At 71.0% G+C, this 22,769-nt stretch carries 18 protein-coding genes and 1 pseudogene; 13 read left to right on the plus strand and 6 right to left on the minus strand.

Annotation, left to right across the window (positions count from 1 at the left end; translation table 11 throughout):
• The first annotated feature begins 27 nt into the window (after positions 1-27).
• Positions 28-585 (plus strand): GNAT family N-acetyltransferase, encoded by a 558-nt coding sequence (locus MDN94_RS17880; RefSeq protein ID WP_482726739.1) that lies wholly within the window; start codon positions 28-30, stop codon positions 583-585.
• A gap of 36 nt (positions 586-621) precedes the next feature.
• On the opposite strand, the gene MDN94_RS17885 is transcribed toward MDN94_RS17880, so the two are convergent.
• Positions 622-1,317, minus strand: coding sequence for a GntR family transcriptional regulator (locus MDN94_RS17885; protein WP_482726740.1), 696 nt, complete (start codon positions 1,315-1,317; stop codon positions 622-624).
• Positions 1,318-1,557: 240 nt separating this feature from the next.
• Between MDN94_RS17885 and MDN94_RS17890 the strand changes: the two genes are divergently transcribed.
• Genes MDN94_RS17890 through MDN94_RS17900 form a run of 3 tightly spaced genes read left to right on the plus strand, consistent with a single transcriptional unit; the run spans position 1,558 to position 3,844 of the window.
• On the plus strand, positions 1,558-2,322 hold the full coding sequence (locus tag MDN94_RS17890; RefSeq protein WP_482726741.1) for a LamB/YcsF family protein: 765 nt from the start codon (positions 1,558-1,560) through the stop codon (positions 2,320-2,322).
• A complete protein-coding gene (locus MDN94_RS17895) occupies positions 2,319-2,975 on the plus strand; it encodes a 5-oxoprolinase subunit B family protein (RefSeq protein ID WP_482726742.1) in 657 nt (218 codons plus the stop codon). Before MDN94_RS17890 ends, MDN94_RS17895 begins: the two co-directional genes overlap by 4 nt.
• Positions 2,972-3,844, plus strand: coding sequence for a 5-oxoprolinase subunit C family protein (locus tag MDN94_RS17900; RefSeq protein ID WP_482726743.1), 873 nt, complete (start codon positions 2,972-2,974; stop codon positions 3,842-3,844). Before MDN94_RS17895 ends, MDN94_RS17900 begins: the two co-directional genes overlap by 4 nt.
• A gap of 74 nt (positions 3,845-3,918) precedes the next feature.
• Here MDN94_RS17900 and MDN94_RS17905 read toward each other — a convergent pair whose 3' ends face one another.
• Positions 3,919-4,104, minus strand: a complete 186-nt coding sequence (locus MDN94_RS17905; RefSeq protein ID WP_482726744.1) for a DUF397 domain-containing protein — start codon at positions 4,102-4,104, stop codon at positions 3,919-3,921.
• On the minus strand, positions 4,101-5,009 hold the full coding sequence (locus MDN94_RS17910; protein ID WP_482726745.1) for a helix-turn-helix domain-containing protein: 909 nt from the start codon (positions 5,007-5,009) through the stop codon (positions 4,101-4,103). Before MDN94_RS17910 ends, MDN94_RS17905 begins: the two co-directional genes overlap by 4 nt.
• A gap of 822 nt (positions 5,010-5,831) precedes the next feature.
• Here MDN94_RS17910 and fusA point away from each other — a divergent pair.
• The 6 genes from fusA (at position 5,832) to MDN94_RS17940 (ending at position 14,812) form a co-directional block, all read left to right on the plus strand.
• A complete protein-coding gene (gene fusA, locus MDN94_RS17915) occupies positions 5,832-7,925 on the plus strand; it encodes an elongation factor G (RefSeq protein WP_482726746.1) in 2,094 nt (697 codons plus the stop codon).
• Between the two features lie 182 nt (positions 7,926-8,107).
• Positions 8,108-8,623, plus strand: coding sequence for an SseB family protein (locus MDN94_RS17920; RefSeq protein WP_482726747.1), 516 nt, complete (start codon positions 8,108-8,110; stop codon positions 8,621-8,623).
• A complete protein-coding gene (locus tag MDN94_RS17925; protein ID WP_482724353.1) occupies positions 8,620-9,267 on the plus strand; it encodes a hypothetical protein in 648 nt (215 codons plus the stop codon). Before MDN94_RS17920 ends, MDN94_RS17925 begins: the two co-directional genes overlap by 4 nt.
• Positions 9,267-13,934 carry a putative T7SS-secreted protein gene (locus MDN94_RS17930; RefSeq protein ID WP_482726748.1) on the plus strand — a complete coding sequence of 1,556 codons (4,668 nt, stop codon included), beginning with the start codon at positions 9,267-9,269 and terminating at the stop codon, positions 13,932-13,934. The genes MDN94_RS17925 and MDN94_RS17930 overlap by 1 nt, the downstream gene beginning before the upstream one ends.
• A complete protein-coding gene (locus tag MDN94_RS17935; RefSeq protein WP_482726749.1) occupies positions 13,915-14,418 on the plus strand; it encodes an Imm50 family immunity protein in 504 nt (167 codons plus the stop codon). The genes MDN94_RS17930 and MDN94_RS17935 overlap by 20 nt, the downstream gene beginning before the upstream one ends.
• Positions 14,405-14,812, plus strand: a complete 408-nt coding sequence (locus MDN94_RS17940; RefSeq protein ID WP_482726750.1) for an Imm50 family immunity protein — start codon at positions 14,405-14,407, stop codon at positions 14,810-14,812. The genes MDN94_RS17935 and MDN94_RS17940 overlap by 14 nt, the downstream gene beginning before the upstream one ends.
• Before the next feature lie 184 nt (positions 14,813-14,996).
• On the opposite strand, the gene MDN94_RS17945 is transcribed toward MDN94_RS17940, so the two are convergent.
• The gene (locus MDN94_RS17945; protein WP_482726751.1) at positions 14,997-15,656 is read right to left on the minus strand and encodes a flavin reductase family protein; all 660 of its coding nucleotides are present in this window, start codon (positions 15,654-15,656) and stop codon (positions 14,997-14,999) included.
• 67 nt (positions 15,657-15,723) lie between these two features.
• On the opposite strand from MDN94_RS17945, the pseudogene MDN94_RS17950 reads away from it, so the two are divergent.
• Positions 15,724-16,186, plus strand: a pseudogene (locus MDN94_RS17950) (ArsR/SmtB family transcription factor); the annotation flags it as partial.
• 87 nt (positions 16,187-16,273) lie between these two features.
• Here MDN94_RS17950 and MDN94_RS17955 read toward each other — a convergent pair.
• Complete coding sequence (locus tag MDN94_RS17955; protein WP_482726752.1) at positions 16,274-18,952, minus strand: helix-turn-helix transcriptional regulator; 2,679 nt, start codon at positions 18,950-18,952, stop codon at positions 16,274-16,276.
• Positions 18,953-19,185: 233 nt separating this feature from the next.
• On the opposite strand from MDN94_RS17955, the gene MDN94_RS17960 reads away from it, so the two are divergent.
• A complete protein-coding gene (locus MDN94_RS17960; RefSeq protein ID WP_482726753.1) occupies positions 19,186-19,389 on the plus strand; it encodes a hypothetical protein in 204 nt (67 codons plus the stop codon).
• Positions 19,390-19,438: 49 nt separating this feature from the next.
• A complete protein-coding gene (locus MDN94_RS17965) occupies positions 19,439-20,092 on the plus strand; it encodes an isochorismatase family protein (protein ID WP_482726754.1) in 654 nt (217 codons plus the stop codon).
• 300 nt (positions 20,093-20,392) lie between these two features.
• Here the strand turns inward: MDN94_RS17965 and MDN94_RS17970 are convergent, their stop codons facing one another.
• Complete coding sequence (locus MDN94_RS17970) at positions 20,393-21,748, minus strand: hypothetical protein (protein ID WP_482726755.1); 1,356 nt, start codon at positions 21,746-21,748, stop codon at positions 20,393-20,395.
• Positions 21,749-22,769: the final 1,021 nt, after the last annotated feature.

A 22,769-nucleotide genomic window follows, 5' to 3' on the forward strand; every position in this document is an offset into this window, starting at 1 on the left:
CGCGTCGCCCATCTGGACCGAGGGCTGATGCTGCGGCCGATCCGCCCGCTGGACGCCGACGACATCCACGCCTATCAGCGACTGCCCGAGGTCGTGGCCCATCTGCCCTGGCCGTTGCGCGACCGGGAAGCCAGCGGTGAGCACACCGAACTGCGCGCGAAGCAACGCACGTTGGCCGGCGACGGTGAAGCGGTCGCCCTCGCCGTCGTGCTGCCCGGTGAGCGGGGCCTCGGCGGCGGGCGGGACGAACGGGTCATCGGCGACCTCACCTTCATCCTCACCAGCGCCGCCCATGCCCAGGTCGCGGTCGGGTGGGTCCTGCACCCCGCGTTTCAGGGCCGGGGGTACGCCCGCGAGGCGGCCACGGCCCTGCTCGACCTCGCCACCGGTCTGGGGGCCCACCGGATCGCCGCGACGGTGGACGCGGCCAACGAGCCCTCCCTGGCCCTCTGCGCGCGACTCGGAATGCGCAGGGAGGCGACGTTCCGGCAGGACCGCCACGGCGACACCGGCTGGCGCGACACCGTGGTCCATGCCCTCACGCGTGACGAATGGCTCGCCAGGAGGACGGCCTCGGCCCACTGAGGGGGCGGCCGGAGCGCCGCGCGGAGCGTATGCGGCTCACGGGCCGAGGAGTTCGGAGTACCGCTCGACCAACTGCTGCTCCGCGTCGTCGAGATACGCCGCGAGCAGCAGTTCGGCCTTGGTGCGGTCAGCCGCCTTGAGGGCGGAGAGGATCTCGCGGTTGCGCTCCAGGTACGGCTCGTGGAAGCCGCGGGGATTGTCCATCGCGTGGAAGACCAGGCGCAGTTCGGCGAGGATGCCGCGCATCAGCTCGTCGAGGCGCCTGCTGCGGGCGAGGGCCACGACGGCGTGGTGGAAGTGGATGTTGGCGGTGCCGAGGTCGCGCCACGCGCCTTCCTTCGCGGCCTTCTCGCCCTCGGCGACCGCCGCCTCCGCGTGGCTCAGGTCGTAGGGCGGGGCATCGAGTCCGCGGACCGCCGCGCACTCGATGAGCCTGCGCACCTGGTAGATGTCGGTGACGTCCTGCACGGTCAGCATGCGCACGAAGACGCCGCGGTTGAGCTCGTGGACCAGCAGCCGTTCGTGTGTGAGCAGGCGGAACGCCTCGCGCAGGGTATTGCGGGAGATGCCCAGGGCGCCGCCGATGGCGTCCTCCGACAGCTTGCTCCCCGGCGGAAGGTACCCCTCGGAGATGCGTGTGCGCAGGATGTCCGCGACCCGTTCGGCGGTGCTGGAGCGTCCGAGCAGGGCGCGGTCGCCGACGAGCACGGCGGGGTCGACCTCGGCTGTCATGAGTCCGTCCTTCTCCCGCGGCCGGCGGTCGTCCGACGGTTTCCGGGGCCGCGCCGGCCGGTCCGGGGGTCAGTCAACCGGAAATCATTGAACGAAACAACAGAGACCTTGTCGGATCGTTCAACGATTTCTATGTTGTGTGATGTGATCGTGAATGCGGCTGACCGGACCGCCGCATGGGCACCCGCAGCAGCGCGGTGGTACCTGCTGACCGACGGACCATTCCAAGGAGACGCAGCGGTGACAGAGCTCGTGATCGACCTCAACGCGGACCTCGGGGAGGGCTTCGGGCGATGGACCCTCACCGATGACGAGGCACTGCTGTCCCTCGTCACCAGCGCGAACGTCGCCTGCGGCTTCCACGCGGGCGATCCCGGCACCATGCGACGCGTCTGCGACACGGCCGCCGAGCGCGGTGTACGGATCGGCGCCCAGGTCTCCTACCGGGACCTCGCCGGCTTCGGCCGCCGGGCCATGGACGTGCCCGCGGACGAGCTCGCCGACGAGGTCACGTACCAGATCGGCGCCCTCCAGGCGTTCGCCCGCGCCGCCGGAGCGGCGGTGGGTTACGTCAAGCCGCACGGAGCGCTCTACAACCGGGTGGTGGCCGACCATGAGCAGGCCGCCGCCGTGGCCGCCGGCGCCCGGCTCGCCGACCCGGGGCTCGTGGTGCTGTGCCTGCCCGACTCCGCCATGCACGTACAGGCGGCGCGGGTCGGTCTCCCCGTCGCGGAAGAGGCGTTCGCCGACCGTGCCTACACGGCCACCGGAACGCTCGTTCCCAGAAGCATCCCCGGTGCCGTGATCACCGATCCGGCGGAGGTCGCCCGCAGGGCCGTCGCTCTCGCGCGGGACGGCCGCGTCACGGCGCTGACCGGCGAGCCCGTGGCGGTACGGGCACGCTCTTTGTGCCTGCACGGCGACACCCCAGGAGCAGTCGCGGCGGCCGGGCAGGTGCGCGCGGCGCTCGACGCGGCCGGGGTCAGGGTGGAGGCGTTCGTATGAGGCTGAGACCGGTCGGGGAGGACTCCCTCCTCGTGGACCTGGACACGCCGGAAGAGGCACAGGCCTGGCACGCCCGCATCCTCGACCGGTGCGGCCGGGGAACCCCGGCGCCGGTGCGCGACATCGTGCCCGGGGACCGGACCGTGCTCCTCTACGGCGTCGCCGACGTCCACGCCATGGAGGCCGAGCTGCGCCAGTGGTCCGTCCCCCTGTCGGCGGCCGGAGGCGGTCCTCTGGTGGAGCTCCCCGTGCGCTACGACGGGGCCGATCTCGGCGCCGTCGCCGACCTGTGGGGGGTCACGGAGGACGAGGTGGCGCGAATCCACAGCGGTACGGAACACCGGGTGGCGTTCTGCGGATTCGCCCCGGGGTTCGCCTACATGCTCGGCCTCGGCGAGCGCTACCACGTGCCGCGCCGTTCCGCGCCCCGCACATCGGTGCCCGCGGGTTCGGTGGCGCTCGCAGGCCCCTACACCGGCGTGTATCCGCGGGCCTCCCCGGGCGGCTGGCAGCTGATCGGGACGACCGGGGTGCGCCTGTGGGACATCGAACGCGAACCCGCGGCACTGCTGACACCCGGCACGCGCGTGCGCTTCGTCGCCGAGGAAGCCGCGCCGGGAGCCGCAGCGGCAGCGAGAGGGCGCACGGCATGAGCGGCGGCACGCTGGACGTCGTACGGGCCGGTGCCCTCACCACCGTCCAGGACCTCGGCCGGACCGGTCACGCCGGGCTCGGCGTACCGCGTGCCGGGGCCCTCGACCTGCCCGCGCACCGGCTCGCCAACCGACTGGTGGGCAACCCCGCCGACGCGGCGACGCTGGAGACCACGCTGACCGGCGTCGCGGTGCGGACCGACCGCTCTGTGGTGGTCGCCGTGACGGGGGCCCCGGCGCCGGTGCGGGTGAACGGCCGGCCGGCGGCGTGGGGGACCGTCGTGCGTCTGCCGGCCGGCGCCGTACTCGACGTGGGCACGCCGACCAGCGGCCTGCGCAGCTATGTCGCCGTCGGGGGAGGCATCACGGTCGCCCCCGTCCTGGGCAGCCGGTCCGCCGATCTGCTCTCCGGGCTGGGTCCGGCCCCGCTCAAGGACGGAGAGACGCTGCCCCTCGGCGAGGCGGCGGGCCCACCGCTGCATGCCGACGCGCTGCTGTGGCCGGCGCCGCCCGAGGAGCTGGTGCTGCCCGTACTGCTCGGGCCGCGCGACGACTGGTTCACCGCCGCCGCGGTGGACACCCTCGCCACGGGTCATTACGAGATCTCCCAGCACAGCAACCGCATCGCCCTGCGGCTGGACGGCCCGCCGCTGGAGCGGGCCGTGCACCGTGAAATGCCGAGCGAAGGCATGGTGGTCGGCGCCGTGCAGGTGCCACCGGACGGCCGGCCCGTCGTCTTCCTCGCCGACTGCCCCACCACCGGTGGCTATCCGGTGATCGGGGTCGTCCCCGAGAGTCTGCTCCACCCGGCCGCGCAGGCCGTGCCGGGTCTGACGGTCCGCTTCGTACCGCGGCGCCACCGTCGCTGAGAAGGCCCACCGACAGCGGTCAAGTGGACTCCTGAGCAACGGACTTGAAGCGGCGCGGCGCGCTCCCCGGGCAGTCAGGTCCGGGCGGCGTACGAGACGAAGCTCGTCCACGACGCGGGCGACACCGCGAGTTGGGGGCTCTGCTCGACCTTGGAGTCCCGGACGTGGACGGCCGCGGGGGCGGTCGCCACCTCTACGCAACTGTCGCCGGAGCTGCCGCTGTAACTGCTCTTGAACCAGGCCAGTTCTGTGGTGCTCATGCTGCTCCTCGCATCTGCCGCAGCAGGCTCAGGGACTCCTCCAAGGAGTGAGCCTGTGACCGCATCCTGGCATACCGCATCTGGAGCATGCTGACCACTTTGGGGTCGGAGACGAACCGCCCGCTCTCCTGCCCCTCGCAGTAGCCGTACCACTTGTTGTCGGGCGTCTCCAGCAGCTGCATCGGACCGTCGACACCGGCGTGGATAACTCGTTTCTGCGGCATGACCTGGACCTCGATGTTCCGAAGTGCCGCGAGTTCGAGGACGTGGTGGAGAAGTTCCGGGCTCGCTCCCGTGCCGCGCCGGAGCACATGCTCCTCGACGATGAAGCTGAACGCGGTGTTCGGCCGTTCCCGAAGCAACCGCTGACGCTCCGTCCGCGCGGAGAGCATGGCCTCGATCTGCTCGTCGCCGAGTGGCGGCAGGCGCTCCGAGAACAGCGTGCGCGCGTACGCCTCCGTCTGCAGCAGGCCGGGGATCAAACGGCACTCGTACGTATAGAGGTTGACCGCCTCCGCCTCCAGCTGGGCCCACTGCCGGAACCAGCTCGCCAGCCCCGGCCGCCGCGACAGATGCCGTGCCGCGCCCCGGAGCGCGCCGAAGGCGTCGAGCACCTCCTCCGCCCGGTCGACGAATGCCGCCGGAGGGAACCGGCGGCCCTGTTCGATGGAGGCTACGGTCGGCACCGAGTACCGCACCTGTGGGGCGAACTGCTCCTGCGTCAGCCGCGCACGCTTCCGGAAGGCCTTGACGACCTCGCCGAACGCCTTGAGGCTGTCCAAACTCTCAGGCTCGGCGGCGCTCGTGACGCCGTTCGTGTCCCCGGGCGGGCCGCTGCCCGGTCCGCAATCGGCGCTGTCCGCCTGGCTGTTCCCGTCGTCCCCGCTGGTCTCGCACGCCGCCATCCCGGCCACCTTCCACGTACCGTGTCGCAACCGGCCCATGGTCAGGCTTGATCACCCGACTCGTCCACCGTGCGTACCCGTACGCTGACTCTGCGTACGGGCGCCCTCGCGCGTACCAGCGCGGCACCCACCGGGCCGCGACCAGGAGGCGAGGCTCAGCGGGAGCGTGCGCACACCGGCCTCGACCGGGGTGAAGCCCCGCACGTGCTGCAGGTAGAGCATGACGAAGAAGATCACGCCGAGCACGACGTCCGCGCGGTGACGACCGTACCGACGGGAGGCGCGGAGCTGCGGAAGAGTCGCATCGGGAGCAGCGGGTGCCCGATCCGGTCTCGTACCGGCCGAAGACCACGCCGGCCGCCGTCGGAGTTGCTGCTCTGCGGCAGCACGATCGCGCCGAGAACTCGGCTGCGGATAAACCGGTGTCGTGGGACCGGCATGTCTCCCTAGACTCGGGACGCGCGGTGCACACGGCATCGCAGCGCCGTCCGGCGTCGGATCGAGGGGAGCACGACCATGCGTTGCCGCACTGCCGTCGTCGTTCCCCGGTCACGCTACGACGTGATCCTGATGTCCACGTCCACCCGGTGCCGGCTGCGCGGCCGCCACCGGAAGCCCGTGACGAACGCCTGATCCCCGCCTGCCCGGTGGCGCGACCCCAAGGTCGCCCGCCCGGCACGCCGTCATGCGCCCGTGCCTCCGATCAGGGCGGGACCATGTGCCCGAGCCCCTCTGCCGGGGACGGTGGGCGAGCCACGAATCAGGTCCCTCGTACGGGAATCGCGCTGCCTGTTTCCCGACACACCTGAAAGGCCATGGGCCGTGCGCACCGACCCGCGACACCGATCCGTCTCCACCAGTCCGCTGACCCGCGTCAGGAACCTGGGCATCCTCGCCCACGTCGACGCCGGTAAGACCACCGTCACCGAACGGATCTTGTATCTCACCGGCGCCACCCACAAACGGGGAGAGGTCCATGACGGCACGACCGTCACCGACTTCGACCCGCAGGAGCGCGACCGAGGCATCACGATCTTCGCCGCTGCCGTGAGCTGCGACTGGGACGGCCACCGGATCAACCTGATCGACACACCCGGCCATGTGGACTTCGCCGACGAGGTCGAGCGTTCCCTGCGGGTGCTCGACGGCGCGGTCGCCGTGTTCGACGCCGTCGCCGGGGTCGAGCCGCAGAGCGAGGCCGTGTGGCGGCAGGCCGACCGGCACGGTGTGCCCAGGATCGCGTTCGTCAACAAGCTGGACCGCGCGGGCGCGGACCTGGACCAGGCTGTCGGGTCGATCAGGGAACGGCTGAATACGGTTCCGCTGGTGGTCCAACTGCCCGTCGGGCAGGAGGACGGCTTCACCGGCGTGGTGGATCTGCTGCGCATGCGTTCGCTGATCTGGAGCGCCGGCCGGGACACGTACGAGGAAGGCCCGGTGCCGGACGCCCTGCTGGCGGAGGCGGCGCGGCGCCGGCGCCTGCTGGAAGAGGCCGTGGCCGAACTCCATCCCGTCGCGCTGGAGGAGTTCTGCGAACGGTCCGCCCTCTCGGAGCCGACCCTGGCCGGTGCGCTGCGCGACCTGACTCTCAGCGGTGAGGGAGTCGTCGTGCTGTGCGGCGCCGCGTACCGCAACTGCGGGATCGAGCCGCTGCTCGAGGCCGTCGTCGCCTATCTGCCCTCGCCGACGGACGTACCGCCGGTGCGGGGCACGCGGGACGGTGCCGAGCAGCAGCGGCCGGCGGACCCGGAGGCGGCGTTCGCGGGGCTGGTCTTCAAGGTGAACTCCACCTCCACGGGCAGGTTGACGTATGTGCGCGTCTATTCGGGCACGATCAGGAAGGGGGACACGGTGCTGGACGTGGGCGCCGGCCGTTCGGAACGGATCGGCAGGATCCTGCGCGTACAGGCCGACCGGCACGCCGAGGTGGACCGGGCCGAGGCCGGGGACATCGTGGCCCTGATCGGGCCGAAGGCAGCCCGTTCCGGTGCGACCCTGTCCACGCCGGCCGCGCCGCTGCTCCTCGAACCGCCCACGGCGGCCGCTCCGGTCGTCACCGTGGCGGTCGAGGCACGCAGCCGCCTCGACACCGACCGGCTGGCGACGGCGCTGGCCCGACTGGTCGAGGAGGACCCCTCCCTGACGGTCCGGACCGACCCGGAGACGGGTCAGACGGTGCTGTCGGGCATGGGCGAACTGCACCTGGAGGTCGCGGTGGAGAAGATCCGCCGCGCCCACGGGCTGGACGTCGGCGTCGGCCGGCCCCAGGTGGCCTACCGCGAGACCGTCGTACGCGGCGTGACGGGTCTGGTGTACCGGCACGTCAAGCAGGACGGTGGCGCAGGGCAGTTCGCGCATGTCGTCCTCGACGTCGCACCGCTGGACCCGGAGGACGACCGTGCGGAGGGCTTCGAGTTCTCGTCGACCGTCACCGGTGGACGGGTGCCGCAGGAGTTCGTCCGCGCGGTGGAGGCCGGCTGCCGGGACGCCCTGGCGGAGGGCCCTCTCGGGGGTCATCCGGTGACCGGGCTGCGCGTGACGCTGACCGACGGGGCCACGCACACGAAGGACTCGTCGGAGATGGCGTTCCGGGCGGCGGGGCGCTTCGGGCTGCGTGAGGCGCTGAGAATCGGCGTGATGGCGCTGCTCGAACCGGTCGTCGAGGTCACGGTCACCGTGCCCGACGACGCGGTCGGCACGGTCCTCGGCGACCTCGCCGCCAGGCGCGGACGCGTCTCGGGCCAGGCGACACGGTCCGGTACGGCGGTCGTCACCGCGACCGTGCCGCTGGCCGAACTGTTCGGCTACGCGAACCGGCTGCGCAGCCGCACCCAGGGCCGGGGCACCTTCACCACTCGGCCCGCCGGCTACGCGCCGGCACCGGCGACGGTGCCGGGCGGGGTGACGTTGCTGTAGCGCCGCCGGTGCGGGGCCGTCCTGGGAGGGACGGCCCCCGCGTCGGGGGCGGGCGGCCTTCCACGTCACCCGCCAGGCCGCGGCCCCGCCGCGCGTCCGAGGGGCAGAGCCTCGGGAGGTGTCCGTCACAGTGCCGAATGGGCCCATTTCCGCGTTGCTCCTGGGAAAACGACCATGACAGCATGCGATCCGTGAGTGACAACGGGGACGACATATCGAGGCCTGACCGCCTCTCCAGACTTGCCGAGTTGGCCGATTGGCCTGCTCCGGAGCAGCCGGTCGCGACCAGTGATACACCACGGCCGGTGAAGTCGGCCGAACCGCCGGTGGTGGATGAGGTGGCGGCGGGTCGGCGTCGGTTTGCGCGTTTGCTGGGTGAGTTCCGGCGGACGGCGGTGCTGGTGCCGTTCGACGCGCAGGGGAGTTTGTGGACGGCGGATTTCAGCGGGGTGCGGTGGATCTGTGCGTTCTCCGACGAGGAGGCGCTGTCGCGGTTCGCGCACGCTCAGCGGGACGTGGGGCGTGAGTGGGAGTTCCGGACGGTGCTCGGTGCGCGGTTGCTGGATGTGATGGTGCCGATGCTGCCCTCTCCGGCGGGTGTTGCGCTGGATGCGGGTAGCGAGGACGGCATGTTGTTTCCGCCGGTGGAGGGTGTGGTGCCCGAGGCGGCGGTGGTGGATCTCGGGGGGACGCGGTGAGTGGGGAGCAGCCGGATCTTGCGGCGCCGCCGTCGGCTTTGGTGGAGATAGCGAGTGGTATCGATCTGGCGCATGCGGAGCTGAAGGAGCTCGGCATGATCGGGGAGGCGACGACGGGCCGGGGGTTTTCCGATCTGGCCTTGTCCGGCTTGGAGTTGGGTCATGGGGGTTTGACGTCGGAGTTCGAGACGTTCTGCAACCGGTGGGAGTGGGGGGTTCGGGCGCTCACGTTGAAGGGGAATCTGGTTGCTCAGGCGTTGGGGCTGTCGGCGGGGTCGTTCGCGGAGCAGGAGCGGTACGTCAAGGACACGCTGAAGATCGGTGTGAACTCGCTGAACGGTAATCCGCATCTGTCGGAGGACGAGGTCAAGCAGATGCGTTGGGACACGATCCGTGACCAGCATGCCTGGGACAACGCGGATTGGAGCAAGGAGTCGTTCTCCAAGGCGCATGCCGAGGTGAAGCAGACGTGGGCCAACACCACGTATGACGTGATGGATGCGCAGAACGACGCGATGGAGCGGGCGGGGATCTTGGATCCGGCGGTGCGGGAGCGGCTGGACGCGCAGTTGCGTGAGGACCTGGACCCTGATCAGGCGACGGTCGATCAGGCTGAGCAGCCGCGGTGGGGGGAGAGTCGCTGATGGTGGACTGGGGCGGGCTGGTCGACAAGGGTGTCGACATCGTCGACGACGGGATCGACAAGGGCAAGGAACTGGTCGGCGAGGGTGTCGACTATGTGACCGACAAGGCCGGGCAGGGCCTGCGGCACTACGGCTACGACGGTGTGGCCGAGGCGGTCGAGGACTGGGGGGACGAGACCGCCTCGTCGCTCGGTGCGCAGGTGGGTGAGCAGCAACTCGGTCAGAGTGAAGAGGCGAACGAACTGATCCATGGCCGGCCGGAGAAGATCGCCGACTCGGTGAAGAACCTACGGGACTTCCACAAGGCGTTCGACCTGGTCGGCGGCGGGCTGAAGAAGATGGACTCCGCCCACTGGAAGGGCGAGGCGGCCAACACCTTCCGGGAGAAGTTCGAGCCGCTTCCCACGGACTGGCTGCGCGCGGCGGACGCGTGCGAGGACGCGGCCAAGGCTTTGGAGACCTACTCCAAGGCGATCACCAGCGCGCAGGGCAAGGCGAAGGAGGCGATCGCCCTCTACAAGGAGGGCGAGAGCGACTCCAAGAAGGCGGCCGAGGCGTACAACAAGAAGGTCGAGGCCTACAACGCGGCCCGCAACGGGGACAATCCGCTCCCGGACCCGGGCGAGTTCACCGACCCGGGCAAGGCGAAGCGGGCCCGCGCACGGGAGGTCCTCGCCGACGCCCGCAAGGCCCGCAACGAGGCCGCGGAGACCGCGAAGAGCGCGGTGACGGCGGCGATGGCACACGCGCCGAAGGAACCGACGGGCCGGGACAAACTCAAGGCCGAGTTCACCGACTACGCCCTCGGCATGGGCGTGGAATCCATGCACCTGGCCGGCGGCGTCGTCAAGGGAACAGCGGGCATCGTCAACTTCGTCCGCTCGGTCAACCCGATCGACATGTACAACCTGACCCACCCGGCCGAGTACTACAAGGGCGTCAACATGACGCTCGCCGGCATCGCCTCCACCGTCGCCAACCCCGACCGGGCCCTGAAGAACGCCTGGGACGCCGCCAAAGGCGACCCGTCCGAATTCATCGGCCGCCTCATCCCCGAAATCCTCGGCACCAAAGGCACCGGCGCCGTCAAAGGCCTGGTCACCGCCGGCAAACACCTCCCCGACGGGCACAAGCCCGGCGGCGCCCGAGGAGATCACGACCGTGACCCCGACAGCGGCGGCAAGAAGTGCACCGACACCAAGTGCGACGGAGACCCGGTCGACGTCGCGACCGGCCGGATGCTGCTGCCGCAGACCGACATCGTCCTGCCCGGCTCACTGCCACTGGTCTTCCAGCGCACGCATGACTCCTCGCACCGATCCGGCCGCTGGTTCGGCCCGACCTGGTCCAGCACGGTCGACCAACGCCTGGACATCGACTCCGAAGGCATCGTGTTCAGCTGCGCCGAGGGCAGCCTGCTGGCCTACCCGCACCCCGCACCGGGTGTCCCCGTCCTGCCCACCCACGGACGGCGCTGGCCACTGGACCGGGTCGACGACGGCTACACGATCACCGACCCCGACTCCGGCCAGGTCTGGCACTTCACCGACCACACCGCCGAACTCGCCCTTCTGACCCAGATCGACGACCGCAACGGCCGCTGGATCACCTTCGAGCACGACGAGACCGGCGCACCGACGTCGATCGTCCACCACGGCGGCTACCACCTCAAGCTCACCACCAGTGAAGGCCGGGTCACCGCCCTCCACCTCGCCGGCGCCGCCCCGGACGGCTCCGACCAGGAGATCCTCCGCTACGGGTACACCGACGGCCACCTCACCGAGGTCACCAACTCCTGCGGCCGCCCCCTGCGCTTCGGCTGTGACGACCACGGCCGCATCACCTCGTGGACCGACACCAACGGCAGCCACTACGACTACGTCTACGACGAGAAGGACCGCTGCACCTACCAGACCGGCTCCAACGGCCACGTCGAATCCCGCTTCACCTGGGACGACACCGACCCCGAAACCGGCCTGCGGATGACCTCCATCACCGACGGCCTCGGCCACACCAAACGCTTCGTGATCAACGACCGTGCCCAGGTCGTCGCCGAGATCGACGCCCTCGGTGCCGTCACCCGCTTCGAGTACGACCGCTACAACCGCCTGCTCTCCCGCACCGACCCACTCGGCCACACCAGTCGCTTCACCTACGACGAACTGGGGCGGTTGACGGAGGTGGTCCGGCCGGACGGACGGCGGCTCCGTACGGAGTACGACGAACTGGGATGCCCTGTTCGCGTCATAGGCGCGGACGGTGCCGTGACGCGCCAGACGTACGACGAACGCGGCAACCGCACATCGGTCACCACCCCTTCGGGCGCGACCACTCACTACGTATACGACGGGGCTGGTCACCTTACATCCGTCACGGACGCCCTCGAGCACCGCATCCTGCTTCGCTGCGACGGGCGGGGGCTGCCGGTCGAGACGACAGATGCTTTGGGCGGAACCACCTCCTTCGAGCGGGATCCCTTCGGACGTCTGATCACGTTCATGAATCCGCTCGGCGCGGTGACCCGCTTCGAGTGGAGCGTTGAAGGCCGACTGCTCCGCCGGATCGAGGCGGACGGAACTGCTGTCTCATGGACGTACGACGGGGAAGGCAACTGTCTCTCCCACACGGATGCGATGGGTGCGACATCAACGTTCGAGTACACGGACTTCGACCTGATGGTGGCCCGTACCGGACCCACTGGAGTGCGCCACGAGTTCCGGCACAACGCCAATCTTCAGCTTGTGCAGGTGACCAACCCACAAGGTCTGACATGGGACTACACATACGGCCCCGACGGCCGGCTGATGATGGAGTCGGACTTCGACGGTCGCGTCCTCGCATATGCCTACGACGCGGCTGGCCGCCTCGAGTCCCGGACCAACGGAGCCGACGAGACGATCAAGTACGCGTACAACGCGCTGGGCCAGGTGATCCGTAAGGATGCAGGTGGACGGGTCACCACGTTCGAGTACGACGTCTTCGATCAGCTCACTGTCGCAGCCACGCCGGACTCACGCCTCACCCGTATCCGCGACCGGTTCGGCCGCATCACGTCCGAGACGTCGAACGGCCGCATCACGTCCGAGACGTCGAACGGCCGCACGATGTTGTTCCAGCACGACCGGCTCGGACGACGGATCGGCCGCACGACGCCGAGTGGGGCCGTCAGCCAGTGGTCGTACGACGCTTCGGGGCGACGTAGTGAGCTGAGAACATCCGGTCGCACGCTGGCGTTCGAGCGTGACGCCGTGGGGCAGGAGGTCGCGTGTCACGTCGGGGAGAGCGTCACGCTGAGCAGACTTCTCGATCCCGTGGGCCGCGTTGTGGCGCAGGACGTGACATCCCACGGCCGCAGCATTCAGCGACGGGGCTATTCCTACCGTGCCGACGGCAACCTCGTCGGAATCGACGACCAGTTGTCGGGCGGCAAGAGCTTCGACGTGGACCCGGCAGGCCGCGTCACAGCGGTGCATGCCGCGAATTGGTCGGAGCGTTACGCATACGATGCAGCCGGCAGCCAGACGGATGCCGCATGGCCCGACGGCTACCCCGGGCAGGAAGCCACCGGCTCCCGTGAGTACACCGGGACGCGCATCAGCAGGGCGGGGAGCGTCCGCTACCAGCACGATGATCAGGGCCGGATCGTCCTGCGCCAGAAGATACGCCTGTCCCGTAAACCTGATACATGGCGATATTCGTGGGATGCCGAAGACCGCTTGACGGCGGTGACGACGCCGGACGGCACGGCATGGCACTACAGGTACGACGCGCTGGGCCGCCGCACGGACAAAATACGTCTCGGCGAGGACGGGCAGACACCGGTTGAGCACGTCACCTTTACCTGGGACGGCGCGACGCTCTGCGAACAGACTTCCCGTGCGGACTCATTGCCGCGCCCAGTCACGCTGACCTGGGACCACGACGGGGTGCGCCCCTTGACCCAGTCGGAGCGCATCAGCTCGGACACCGATGCCCAGAGCGTGTTCGACGAGCGCTTCTTCGCGATCGTCACGGATCTCATCGGGACCCCGACCGAACTCGTCGGCGAGGACGGGCAGATCGCCTGGCGCACCCGCAGCACACTGTGGGGGACGGTCACATGGGCCGCGGAGAGCTCCGCCTATACCCCGCTGCGGTTCCCCGGCCAGTACTTCGATCCGGAAAGCGGCCTCCACTACAACCTTCGGCGTTTCTACGATCCGGAGGTCGCTCGCTACACGTCGATGGACCCGCTCGGACTGAGTCCGGCTCCCAATCCCTCGGCGTACGTGCACAATCCGCACCTGTGGTCCGACCCGCTCGGCCTCAACCCGTGTCCGCCGGTCACCCTCGCCGACGCCAAGGCCAAGGCGCTGCGTGACGCCGGCGTCCCCGAAGGAGCGGAGCCTTTCGACTCGACGGATCACGCCATGGCCACCAAGCCCGACTGGCAAGGCGGCGGCGCCCAACTGGACGAAACCGGGAGGCCGATCTTCTACAGGGAAGAATGGTACGAAACGGCCGACGGTGACATCATTCTCTTCCAGGATCACCATTTCGGCCACCAGAAACCGGGCGAACCCGGTTACCAAGGCCCGCATGTGCATGTTCGTCCCTACGAGAACACAAGGAACGGGCAGATCCCCGGCTGCGAGGAGCACTACTACTATGACCCCGAACTGGGTTGAGTTGATCCAGAACCCGAAGCAGCTCACTTCCCTTTATCCAGCTCCGCCGCCGCTTCATGCTGTCACTCTCCGGTCCGTGCATCTGAATCGCTACGGGCCTGCGGTGACGTTGCGCATTGACCTGCCGGAGTTCCCGCAGGATCCTCCGGCGGAGTGGCGAGAAGCCGGATTCGACAGATTTCAGTGCCAGCTGTGCTTCATTGCGGTGGAGCATCTCGAGATGGAAGGCTGGCGGCCGCCTGTCACAGCCGATCTGCGATTCGACAGATGCGGAGCGAACCGTATCCGTGTGGCAGCCGAGTCGCCTGATCTCCGGCTGATCTTCGAGGCCGCCGATGCTGTGGTCATCGGCCATATGAGTGCCTTCGCGGCGGGCGAGGCCGGGGCCGATGACGGGCCTCACCAGTTCGTCGGGAAACTCGACTCCCGTAAATTCAACAGTCTCCCGAGCCTGGATGAGAAAACGTTCTATGAACGCATTTGAATGGACCGACCTGCTCCAAGAGCCGTGGAACACGCGTGAGACGCTCAGTGCGCCACCGAAAATCGGTGATTGCAGGCTCGTCTCGTGCCACATCGATGAGCGGGACACGAGCGTCACGCTGGGATTCGACACCAGACGCGTCCCGGACAGCTCGATTCCCGGTTCCGACGAGTCACAGGCGAACGCTCTGGAGTTTTTCGTCACCTTCACGTCGGTCACCAGCCTCCACGTCACGGGCTGGGGAGGCGGCCCCGGTGGATCGGTGAGGCTGTCTCGCTCGGAGGACGGCGGCATTGCGGTGTTCGTGGACAGTTCCTCAGGGGAGATCTCCTTTCAGGGACGGACCGCGCTGCTCTCTCGCGCCCGGGCCTACCTCGCCTCGTCCGCCGAGTAGTAACGGGAGAGCATGGCACCGGGCTCCGGAGGGCCGGGGCCGGACCGGCGCTCCGGAGTCACTTGGCCCCGATCGGCTGCCGGCGGCAGTGAGTACGGGCCTGCCCAGCCGACTGCGGGCGAGTCCGGGGCGGCTCATCCGGCCCGTGGCGAAGTCACCGGCATGACTCGGCCGCCCCGGCGGCCTACGGCCGCGAGGTGGCCGTCTCGGAACGGAAGCCGTGACCCAGTTCCGGGCGGCCGAGGCCGAAGTAGTGGCGGAAGTTGTAGATCAGCGGGCTCCAGGCCGCTGGGTCGATGTGCTGGGTGCCGGGCACGACCACGGAGGCGGAGGCGTGGATCCGGACGACGTCGCACTCCACGATCCGGAACCCACCGTCGGGGCCCGCAGGAGTGATGGAGCGCACCGTGGCCTCGAACTGCAGCGGGCACTCGGCGACGCGCGGCGGCGCCACCATCCCCGAGGGCTGAGGGTGCAGCCCGCAGGCGGCGAACTTGTCCGGCTCGTAGCGGTACACCCCGCGTTTGGCCGCGGGTACCGGGTTCGCCCCGGTCAGTGGGGCGAGTCGCTCCACCGCCGCCCACAGATCCGGCGAGGGGGCGTTGACCACCAGCTCGGGGCGGTCCGCCAGGTTGGCGACCGTGCGTCCCTCCGCACCCAGGCCGAGAACGATCGTGTGACCGAGTGCCCAGACGGACGAGTTGGGGGCGAGATTGGGCGTGCCATCGGGGTTCTCGGTGGTCAACAGGGCGACAGGGGTTCCGACATACAGAATGCTCGGGGATATGGAGAGGTGGTCGGTGCCGGTGGCGCCGGCAGCCGTCGGAAACGCGGTGCTGTTCATGTCGTAGCACGCTAGGACGGCGAGACTTCGGTGATCGCCGAAGCGTCGACCGGCGAGAATGACCGTCATGAGCCGGCCCCTGTCCCCGCCCACGCCAGCAGGCGGCGTCACCAGCCCCGACCTCGCCGCCCTGTCCGGGCTGTTCGCCGACCGCACGCGCGCAGCGATGTGCCTGGCCATGCTGGACGGACGTGCCTGGACCGCGACAGAAACTGGCCCGGCACGCCGCCGTCGCCCCCTCCACCGCCACCGGGCATCTGCATCTGCTGGTCGCCGGCGGACTTCTGGCCGAGGAGCGGCAGGGACGGCACCGGTATCTGCGCCTCGCGGGCCCCGACATCGCGGAGATGATCGAAAGCCTGGCCTCGCACGCCCCGCTGCGGCCCGCCCCGGCCCGTTCGCTGTCCGACGCCCATCGGCGTCGCGCACCGGCCCACGCCCGCACCTGCTACGACCACCTGGCAGGGGCGGTCGCCGTCGCCATCACCGACGCGATGACCGAACGGGCCCTAACAACTCGGGCTCACGGACACAGTGCTGGAACTGCCCGCCGACTGAGCCTCTGCCTCGACGTGCCCCGGGAAGAGGTTCGTGGAGATACTCCCGTGACACGGCGGTCACGACAGGTCCAGCCCTGCCAGCTCCTTCCGCGACGTCACGCCCAACTTGGGGTACGCCTTGTAGAGGTGGTATTCCACCGTCCGCCGGCTCAGGAACAGTTGCGCCGCGATCTCGCGGCTCGACGTGCCCGCGGCCGCCAGGCGGGCCACCTGGAGCTCCTGGTGGGTGAGGGACGCCGCGGGGGAGGCCAGGGCCGTGGGCGGTGAGGCGAGGCTCGCGCCGGTGGCGCGGAGTTCGGCGTGAGCCCGCTCCGCCCACGGGGTGGCGCCGAGGTGTTCGAAGGCCGCGGCCGCCGCGCGCAGCCGCGTGCGGGCCTGGGTGGTACGGCGCGCCCTGCGCAGGGCCTCGCCGTGGAGCAGCTCGGTGCGGGCCAGTTCGAACGGCCGCCGGTCGGTCAGCGCGCCCTGGGCCTCCCGGTAGGCGTCGATCGCGCGCTCGTAGCCGGCCAGGTCGTTGGAGCGCATCGCCTCGACACGCAGTGCCGTCGCCCGCGCCCAGGGCAGGCCGCTCGCCTCGGCCCACGCGGTGAACCGCTGAGCCGCGCGGTCCGCCCGGGCGGGCTCCCCGAGCCGCACGGCCGCCTCGGCCGCGTCCGCGCAGGCAAGGATGGACGCGATGGAGTGCCAGGCGCCACCGCGTTCCGTCTCGTCGGTGCGGCGCAGTACGTCCTCGTACCGGCCGAGCCCCAGGTCCAACAGGATCAGGGCGGCGGTGCCGTGGCTGCCGTCGATCGTCGGCCCCGTCCGTATCAGCGAGCGCACGCGCGTCTCGTCGCCCTCGATGGCGGCGATCCGGGCGGCGACATGGTCGAGCTGCACCCGGCGTTTACGCAATCCCGAGTCGCGGGCGAGTGCCGTCGCCTCCGCCACGGTGACCAGTGCGTCACGGTGCTCTCCGGCGAAGACCTGAAGGCGCCCGAGCACGCTCAGCAGGAAGGGTAGCGGCCCGAGGACGCCCTGCTGCCGGCAGTGCCTGATGCCGGCGTCCACCACACGTCGGAGCCGCGCGTCGTCGCCCAGCAGCAGACCGACGGTGACCGCCTGGGTACGGGCGTGATGCCCGGACGCGACCCCGTCCGCCCCTGCCCGGTCGGCCTCGTCCACCTCCGCGAGGAGTCCGGCGAGGAGCGGCAGCCCCTCCGCGAAGTCGCCTGCCGCCACCCGGGCCAGGCCACGTACCGCCCGGTCACCGGGGCTCTCGCCCCCCTGCACCTCCGGTCGAGCCGCGCAGTGCCGCAGGGCGTTCAGGTCGCCGCTGTGCCAGGCGTAGAACGCGGCGGTGCGGACCATGTCCGTGCCGCGTGCGGGGGAGTCCGCACAATGGCCGACGAGCAGCGCCACCGCGTCCGTGACGGCGTCCTGCTCGAAGAGGGACAGGGAACGGATGTACGCCAGTTCGGCCAGCGCGGCCGGATCCTCGGTCCCCGCGGCGGCTTCCCGCGCCAGTTCGCCCGACCGCGCGGCGAGGCCGGCCTGTCCGGCGGACCGGGCGGCCGCGGTGAGGCGCGCGGTCCGGGCCGCCGGGTCAGGGGACATCCGGGCTGCCTGGTGGTAGACGTTCGCCGCTGAAGCGTGGCCGCCCCGGGCGCGGGCCCGTTCCGCGAGCGCCTCGAGCCCGGCGGCGGCGTCCTCGTCCGGGCCGATGGCGGCGGCAGCCCGGTGCAGAGCGCCGCCGTCGGGTGTGTCCGCGGCGTCGGCCAGTGCCCGATGGACCGCGATCCTCCGGGCGAGCGGGGCGCTCCCGTACGCGGCGGCCCGGATCAGCGGATGCCGGAACGTGACCTGGTCACCGGTGACTTCGACGAGCCGCTCCGCCTCCGCCGTGGCGAGGTCCTCCGGGCCGGCGCCGAGCAGCGCCGCGGCCTTCATCAGGTGCGCGACGTCGGCCCGTGACTCGGCGGCGGCGACGAGCAGCATCAGCCGGGCACGGTCCGGCAGGGCCGAGACACGGGAGCGGAAGGACGCGAGCACCCTGTCGGTGGCCGTCAGCGGTGCGGCCGGTCCCGGCTCGGGCCCGTAAGCGGCCGCGAACTCGGTGAGCGCCAGCGGGTTCCCGCCGGATTCACGGATGATCCTCTCCCGTCGTACGGGCGCCACATCGAGTTCGCCGAGGAGCCGGCCTGCTTCCTCCCTGCCGAGCCGGGCGGGCCGCAGCTCCACGATCCCGGGAGCGTCGAAGCCCTCGTCGCGGGCGGCGAACACCATCGCGACGCCCTCGGCGCTCAGCCGTCTCGCCGCGAACAGCAGCGCCTGGGCGGACGGCGCGTCCATCCAGTGGGCGTCGTCGAGCAGGCAGAGCACCGGGCCGCTCTCGGCCACGTCGGCAAGCAGCGACAGCACCGCGAGCCCTGTCAGGAAGCGGTCCCGGCCCGCCGGGCCGCCCGCGCCCAGGGCGGCGCCGAGGGCCTCCGCCTGCGGTGCGGGCAGGGCCTCCATGTGGTGGGCGACCGGTCGCAGGAGCTGGAGCAACGAGGCGAAGGCCAGATCGGCCTCCGGTTCGACGCCGGTTGCCCGCAGCACGGTCATGTCCGCCGCCGAGTGGGCGAGGTGCGAGAGCAGCGCGCTCTTGCCGATACCCGCCTCTCCCCGCACGAGCACGGCACCACTGGCGCCCGCCCGCGCGTCCGCCACGAGCCCGTCCAGTGCCGCCAGTTCCGCATCTCGCCCGTAGAGCACCACGATCCCCGCCCCCGACTCACGTACGTACCTACTGAAGCTCTACGGATTCGCCCCGACGCGTGCCCGCCTAGCTTCACCACCATGGTCATGGCAGACAGGATCTTCGCATTCCTGGCGACGGGCGGGCGGTTGCTCCCACCGCTGGGGCCCGGGCGCCTGCAAGCGGCGGGCGGTCCTGCCCGCACGGCGGGTGCCCGGAGCCTCGGTCACGCCCGGCGGGGCCCCGGGCAGTGGGGCGTCGGGGCGTCATCGGCATGGGCCTCTCGCTCGCCGAGCCGACGGGACCGGTCATGGCGACGGGCGGCGTCGCGCTCGGCCCGGCCGCCGCGCGCTTCCTGCTCCTGACCGTGCACGCGGTTCGCCGTTCGGTCGCCGCGGTGACGGGCGGTCACGCCCGCACCCGAGGGAGCGATCGGACGGCCGCCCGCGCCTGAAGCAGTTCGACCGCACGAACACCGGAAACAGACAGAGAGAAGGAATCCGATGACCGTATTCGACCGTCCGACCGGGACCGGCCGCGTCCACGAGCCGCTCACCCGCGACAACACCGTGCTCCTGCTGGTCGACCACCAGGTGGGCCTGTTCACCGGGGTCCGCGACATCACCGTGCAGGACCTCAAGCACAATGTGGCCGGCCTGGCCAAGGCCGCCGATCTGCTGGGTCTGCCGATCGTCACCACGACGACCGCGGCGTCGAGCATGTGGGGCCCGCTGGTCCCGGAACTGACGGCCGTGCTGCCGGCCGGGCACAAGGTCGTCGACCGCAGCAGTGTGAACGCCTGGGACGACGGCCGTGTCCGCGAGGCGATCGAGGCGACCGGCCGGACCAAGCTCGTCGTCGCCGGCGTCTCCCTGGAGGTGTGCGCCACCTTCCCCGCTCTCTCCGCGACCGCCGCCGGCTACGACAGCTACGTCGCCGTCGACGCCTGCGGCACCTTCTGGGCCACCAAGCGCGAGACCGGAATGCTCCGGCTGCAACAGGCTGGCGTGGTCGTCAGCGACTACTCGGCATTGATGGTCGAGATCCTCGCCGACAACGCGGACCCGATCGCCGGTGATGTCTACGGCGCGCTCGACATGCCGTTCGCCACCCTCGTCGGACAACTGGCGGCGGCGCTCGGCCCGGGCCGCGACTGACCGGCGGCGTCGGCGGCCCCGGCTCCACGAGCCGGGCGCCGCCGACGGCCGCCCGAGCCGGCGGAGGGCCGGCCGCTGCCCTCTCTTTGTCACGCTCCGGCCAAATACCCGCTTTTTGGAGGTAGTTGACGTGGCATCGGCTCCTTGATCAAAAGCCTCAGCCGTGACCGGAGCGCTGTGGAGCGCAGCCGTTCTGCCCGTGGTCGGGGAGGGCGGCCCTGTTCGGGCATACCGTTCGGCCGCTCGGCGCATACGTCCGACGGACTCCGCGGAGAGCCGGCTTCCGCCGCGGGGGGTTTGTCAGCAGGCGGGGACGCGCGTGAGCCAGGAGTCGGCGACGTCGATGTAGATGTTGGAGACGTAGCCGCCGTAGTCGGGCAGGTAGGACCAGGCGTCGTCGCTGTAGCCGCCGGTCTGCACCAGCTGGCCTCGGACCTGGCAGCGGACCCGTACCGTCGTCGGGCCGGGGAGCGCCGTGAAGCGGGTGGAGGCGTTGGTGGCCGACTGCCGGATGCTGACGTCCGTTCCCCAGGTCGGGAAGGACTTGGTGGTGGTGCCGTCGCCGGTCCACAGGTAGGTGACGGTCACCCAGCCGTTGTCGTTCAGGCCGACGTTGTAGAAGGTGCCGTCCGCCAGATCGATGCCGGCCCGGTTGAGGACCCGGCGGCCGAAGCCGTCGAGACCGCCGTTGTAGCCGTCCTCGTAGGCCGCCTGGGCCTCGGGCGTTCCCTGGGGCAGGTCCTTGAAGGTCTCCCGCACCGAGGACGGGTTCCAATGGTCGTCGCGGATGTTCCACGGGCCGACGTCCCAGACCGGCGCCGTCTCGCAGCGGGCGGGCCCGCAGACCCGTACCGAGTACTCGGCGCTGCCCTTGGGGGACAGGCCCCGCCGCGAGGGCAGGGCGACGAAGTGGTCGTTCGGCTTGATCACATGCCCGTTGGCGGTGGTCCCGCCGACCAGCCCCTCGCGGGTGGCGTAGACGCGGGCGGTGAACGGTTCGGCCGAGGCGGGGCGGAGAGCGGCCACGCTCACCCTGTCGGCGGTGAGCCGCAGCGAGCTCACGGCGGGGCCGGACCGGTTCGTGCCGCCCTGGAGGACCAGCCGTGCCTGGACCTCCGTGACGGTGCGTGGCAGTTCGGCCGGTACGCCGGCGAGGGCCTCGCGCCACTCGGTCCAGGGGCCGTTGCGGTCGCGGCCGCGGACGTCGACCTCCACCGCCGCTCCCGGCGGCAGCTCCGCCCGGACCTCGGCGGCGACGCGGTTTGCCCCGGTCTCCAGGCGGTGCACCGGCAGTACGGCGGAGCCCTGGCCCCGCTCCGTGCCGGCCGAGGTGGACGGGAGCATGGTGTCGCGGATGCGCAGCGCGCCGTTCGCATGGCGGACGTTGACGTCGTCGTCGTTGCCGGCTTCGGAGCCGGTGGCCAGGTCGACGCTCCAGGAAACTCCGATGTCGGGGGCCGGCGCCGTGCCGTCGGTGGCCGGCCGGGCGGCGGACCGGTGGGCGGCGGGGGACCCGGCAGGGGCGCCCGGCGGATCGGCGGCGGCGCCCGTGCCCAGCGCCGCCGCGCTCAGTGCCAGCAGCGGCAGCAGGCAGACCAGCGGTCGGCGCCGTGCCGCACCGCCGCCGTTCACGGCGCTCGTTCGTCTCCAGCGCATGCCCTCGGTCCCCTTCGTCGAGTCGTGTCCGGTCGCGTTCCGTCGGGTGTTGGGTCGACTTGTCACATGTGTGTCTTCGGCACGTTCGGGTCGTGGGCGAGCGGGCGGCCCGGGTCTTCGGCCGTCAGGGTGAGGCCGTCAGGGTGACGCAGGGTTGTCAGGTGCAAAACATTCGGTCCCGGGCTGCGCGTCGCGCCGGGCGTCGACGCGCTGGGGGAGACCGCCCTCAGCCTGCATCTGCTTTCCAGAACCGACAGGCCGCGCTCGCCTGCGACCCGTGGCGGCGCGAGGCCCGTGCCGCCGCGGCCCGCGCCGGTCTCGTCTCGGCGACCAGGGCGCTGATGAGCCTGTGCCCGCCCACCGGATACTTCCCCGCCTTCCTGACGCCCGGGTGCGGCGAGACGGACCTCGACACCACCCTCGACCAGGTGCTCGCTACGCCCGGGCGACGACTGGCGGCCGAGCTCCTGCGGCTGTACGCCGACACCGGCCGCGCCGTCCCGCCCGGCGTGCCCGCCGCTCGGCGAGGGCCGGCCCGAAGCGCTGCGGCGGCTCACCCGGGCACTGCGCGGCTACCGCGCCGCGGCTGTCGAGCCGTATCTGTCCGTCATGCGCACGCAGGCCGCGGCCGACCGCGCCGCGCGGGCCGACGCCGCGCCGGTCCGCGGCGCCGAGGGGCTGCGCGCCGGGTACGACGAGCTTCCGGGATGGCGGTGCGACAACGGGAGGCTCCGCGCCCCGTACCCCGCGGACCGAAGACTGGGCCTCCAAGGAAGGGCTTTGACGCTCGTGCCGTCCTTCTTCTGCGTCCGCGCCCCGCTGGCCCTGGTCGACGAGGAACTGCCGCCGGTGCCGGTGCATCCGCTGTCGCCCGAGCCGCAGTGGCTCGCCCGGTCACGCCGCGCCGACCCCGCGTCGTCGGTCGCCCAGCTGATCGGCACCTCCCGTGCCCGGCTGCTGCGGCAACTGGACCGTCCGATGACCACCACGAGCATCGCCGCGGCGCTGGGACTCGCCGCCT

This window comes from Streptomyces sp. WAC00040 (genome assembly GCF_056835925.1).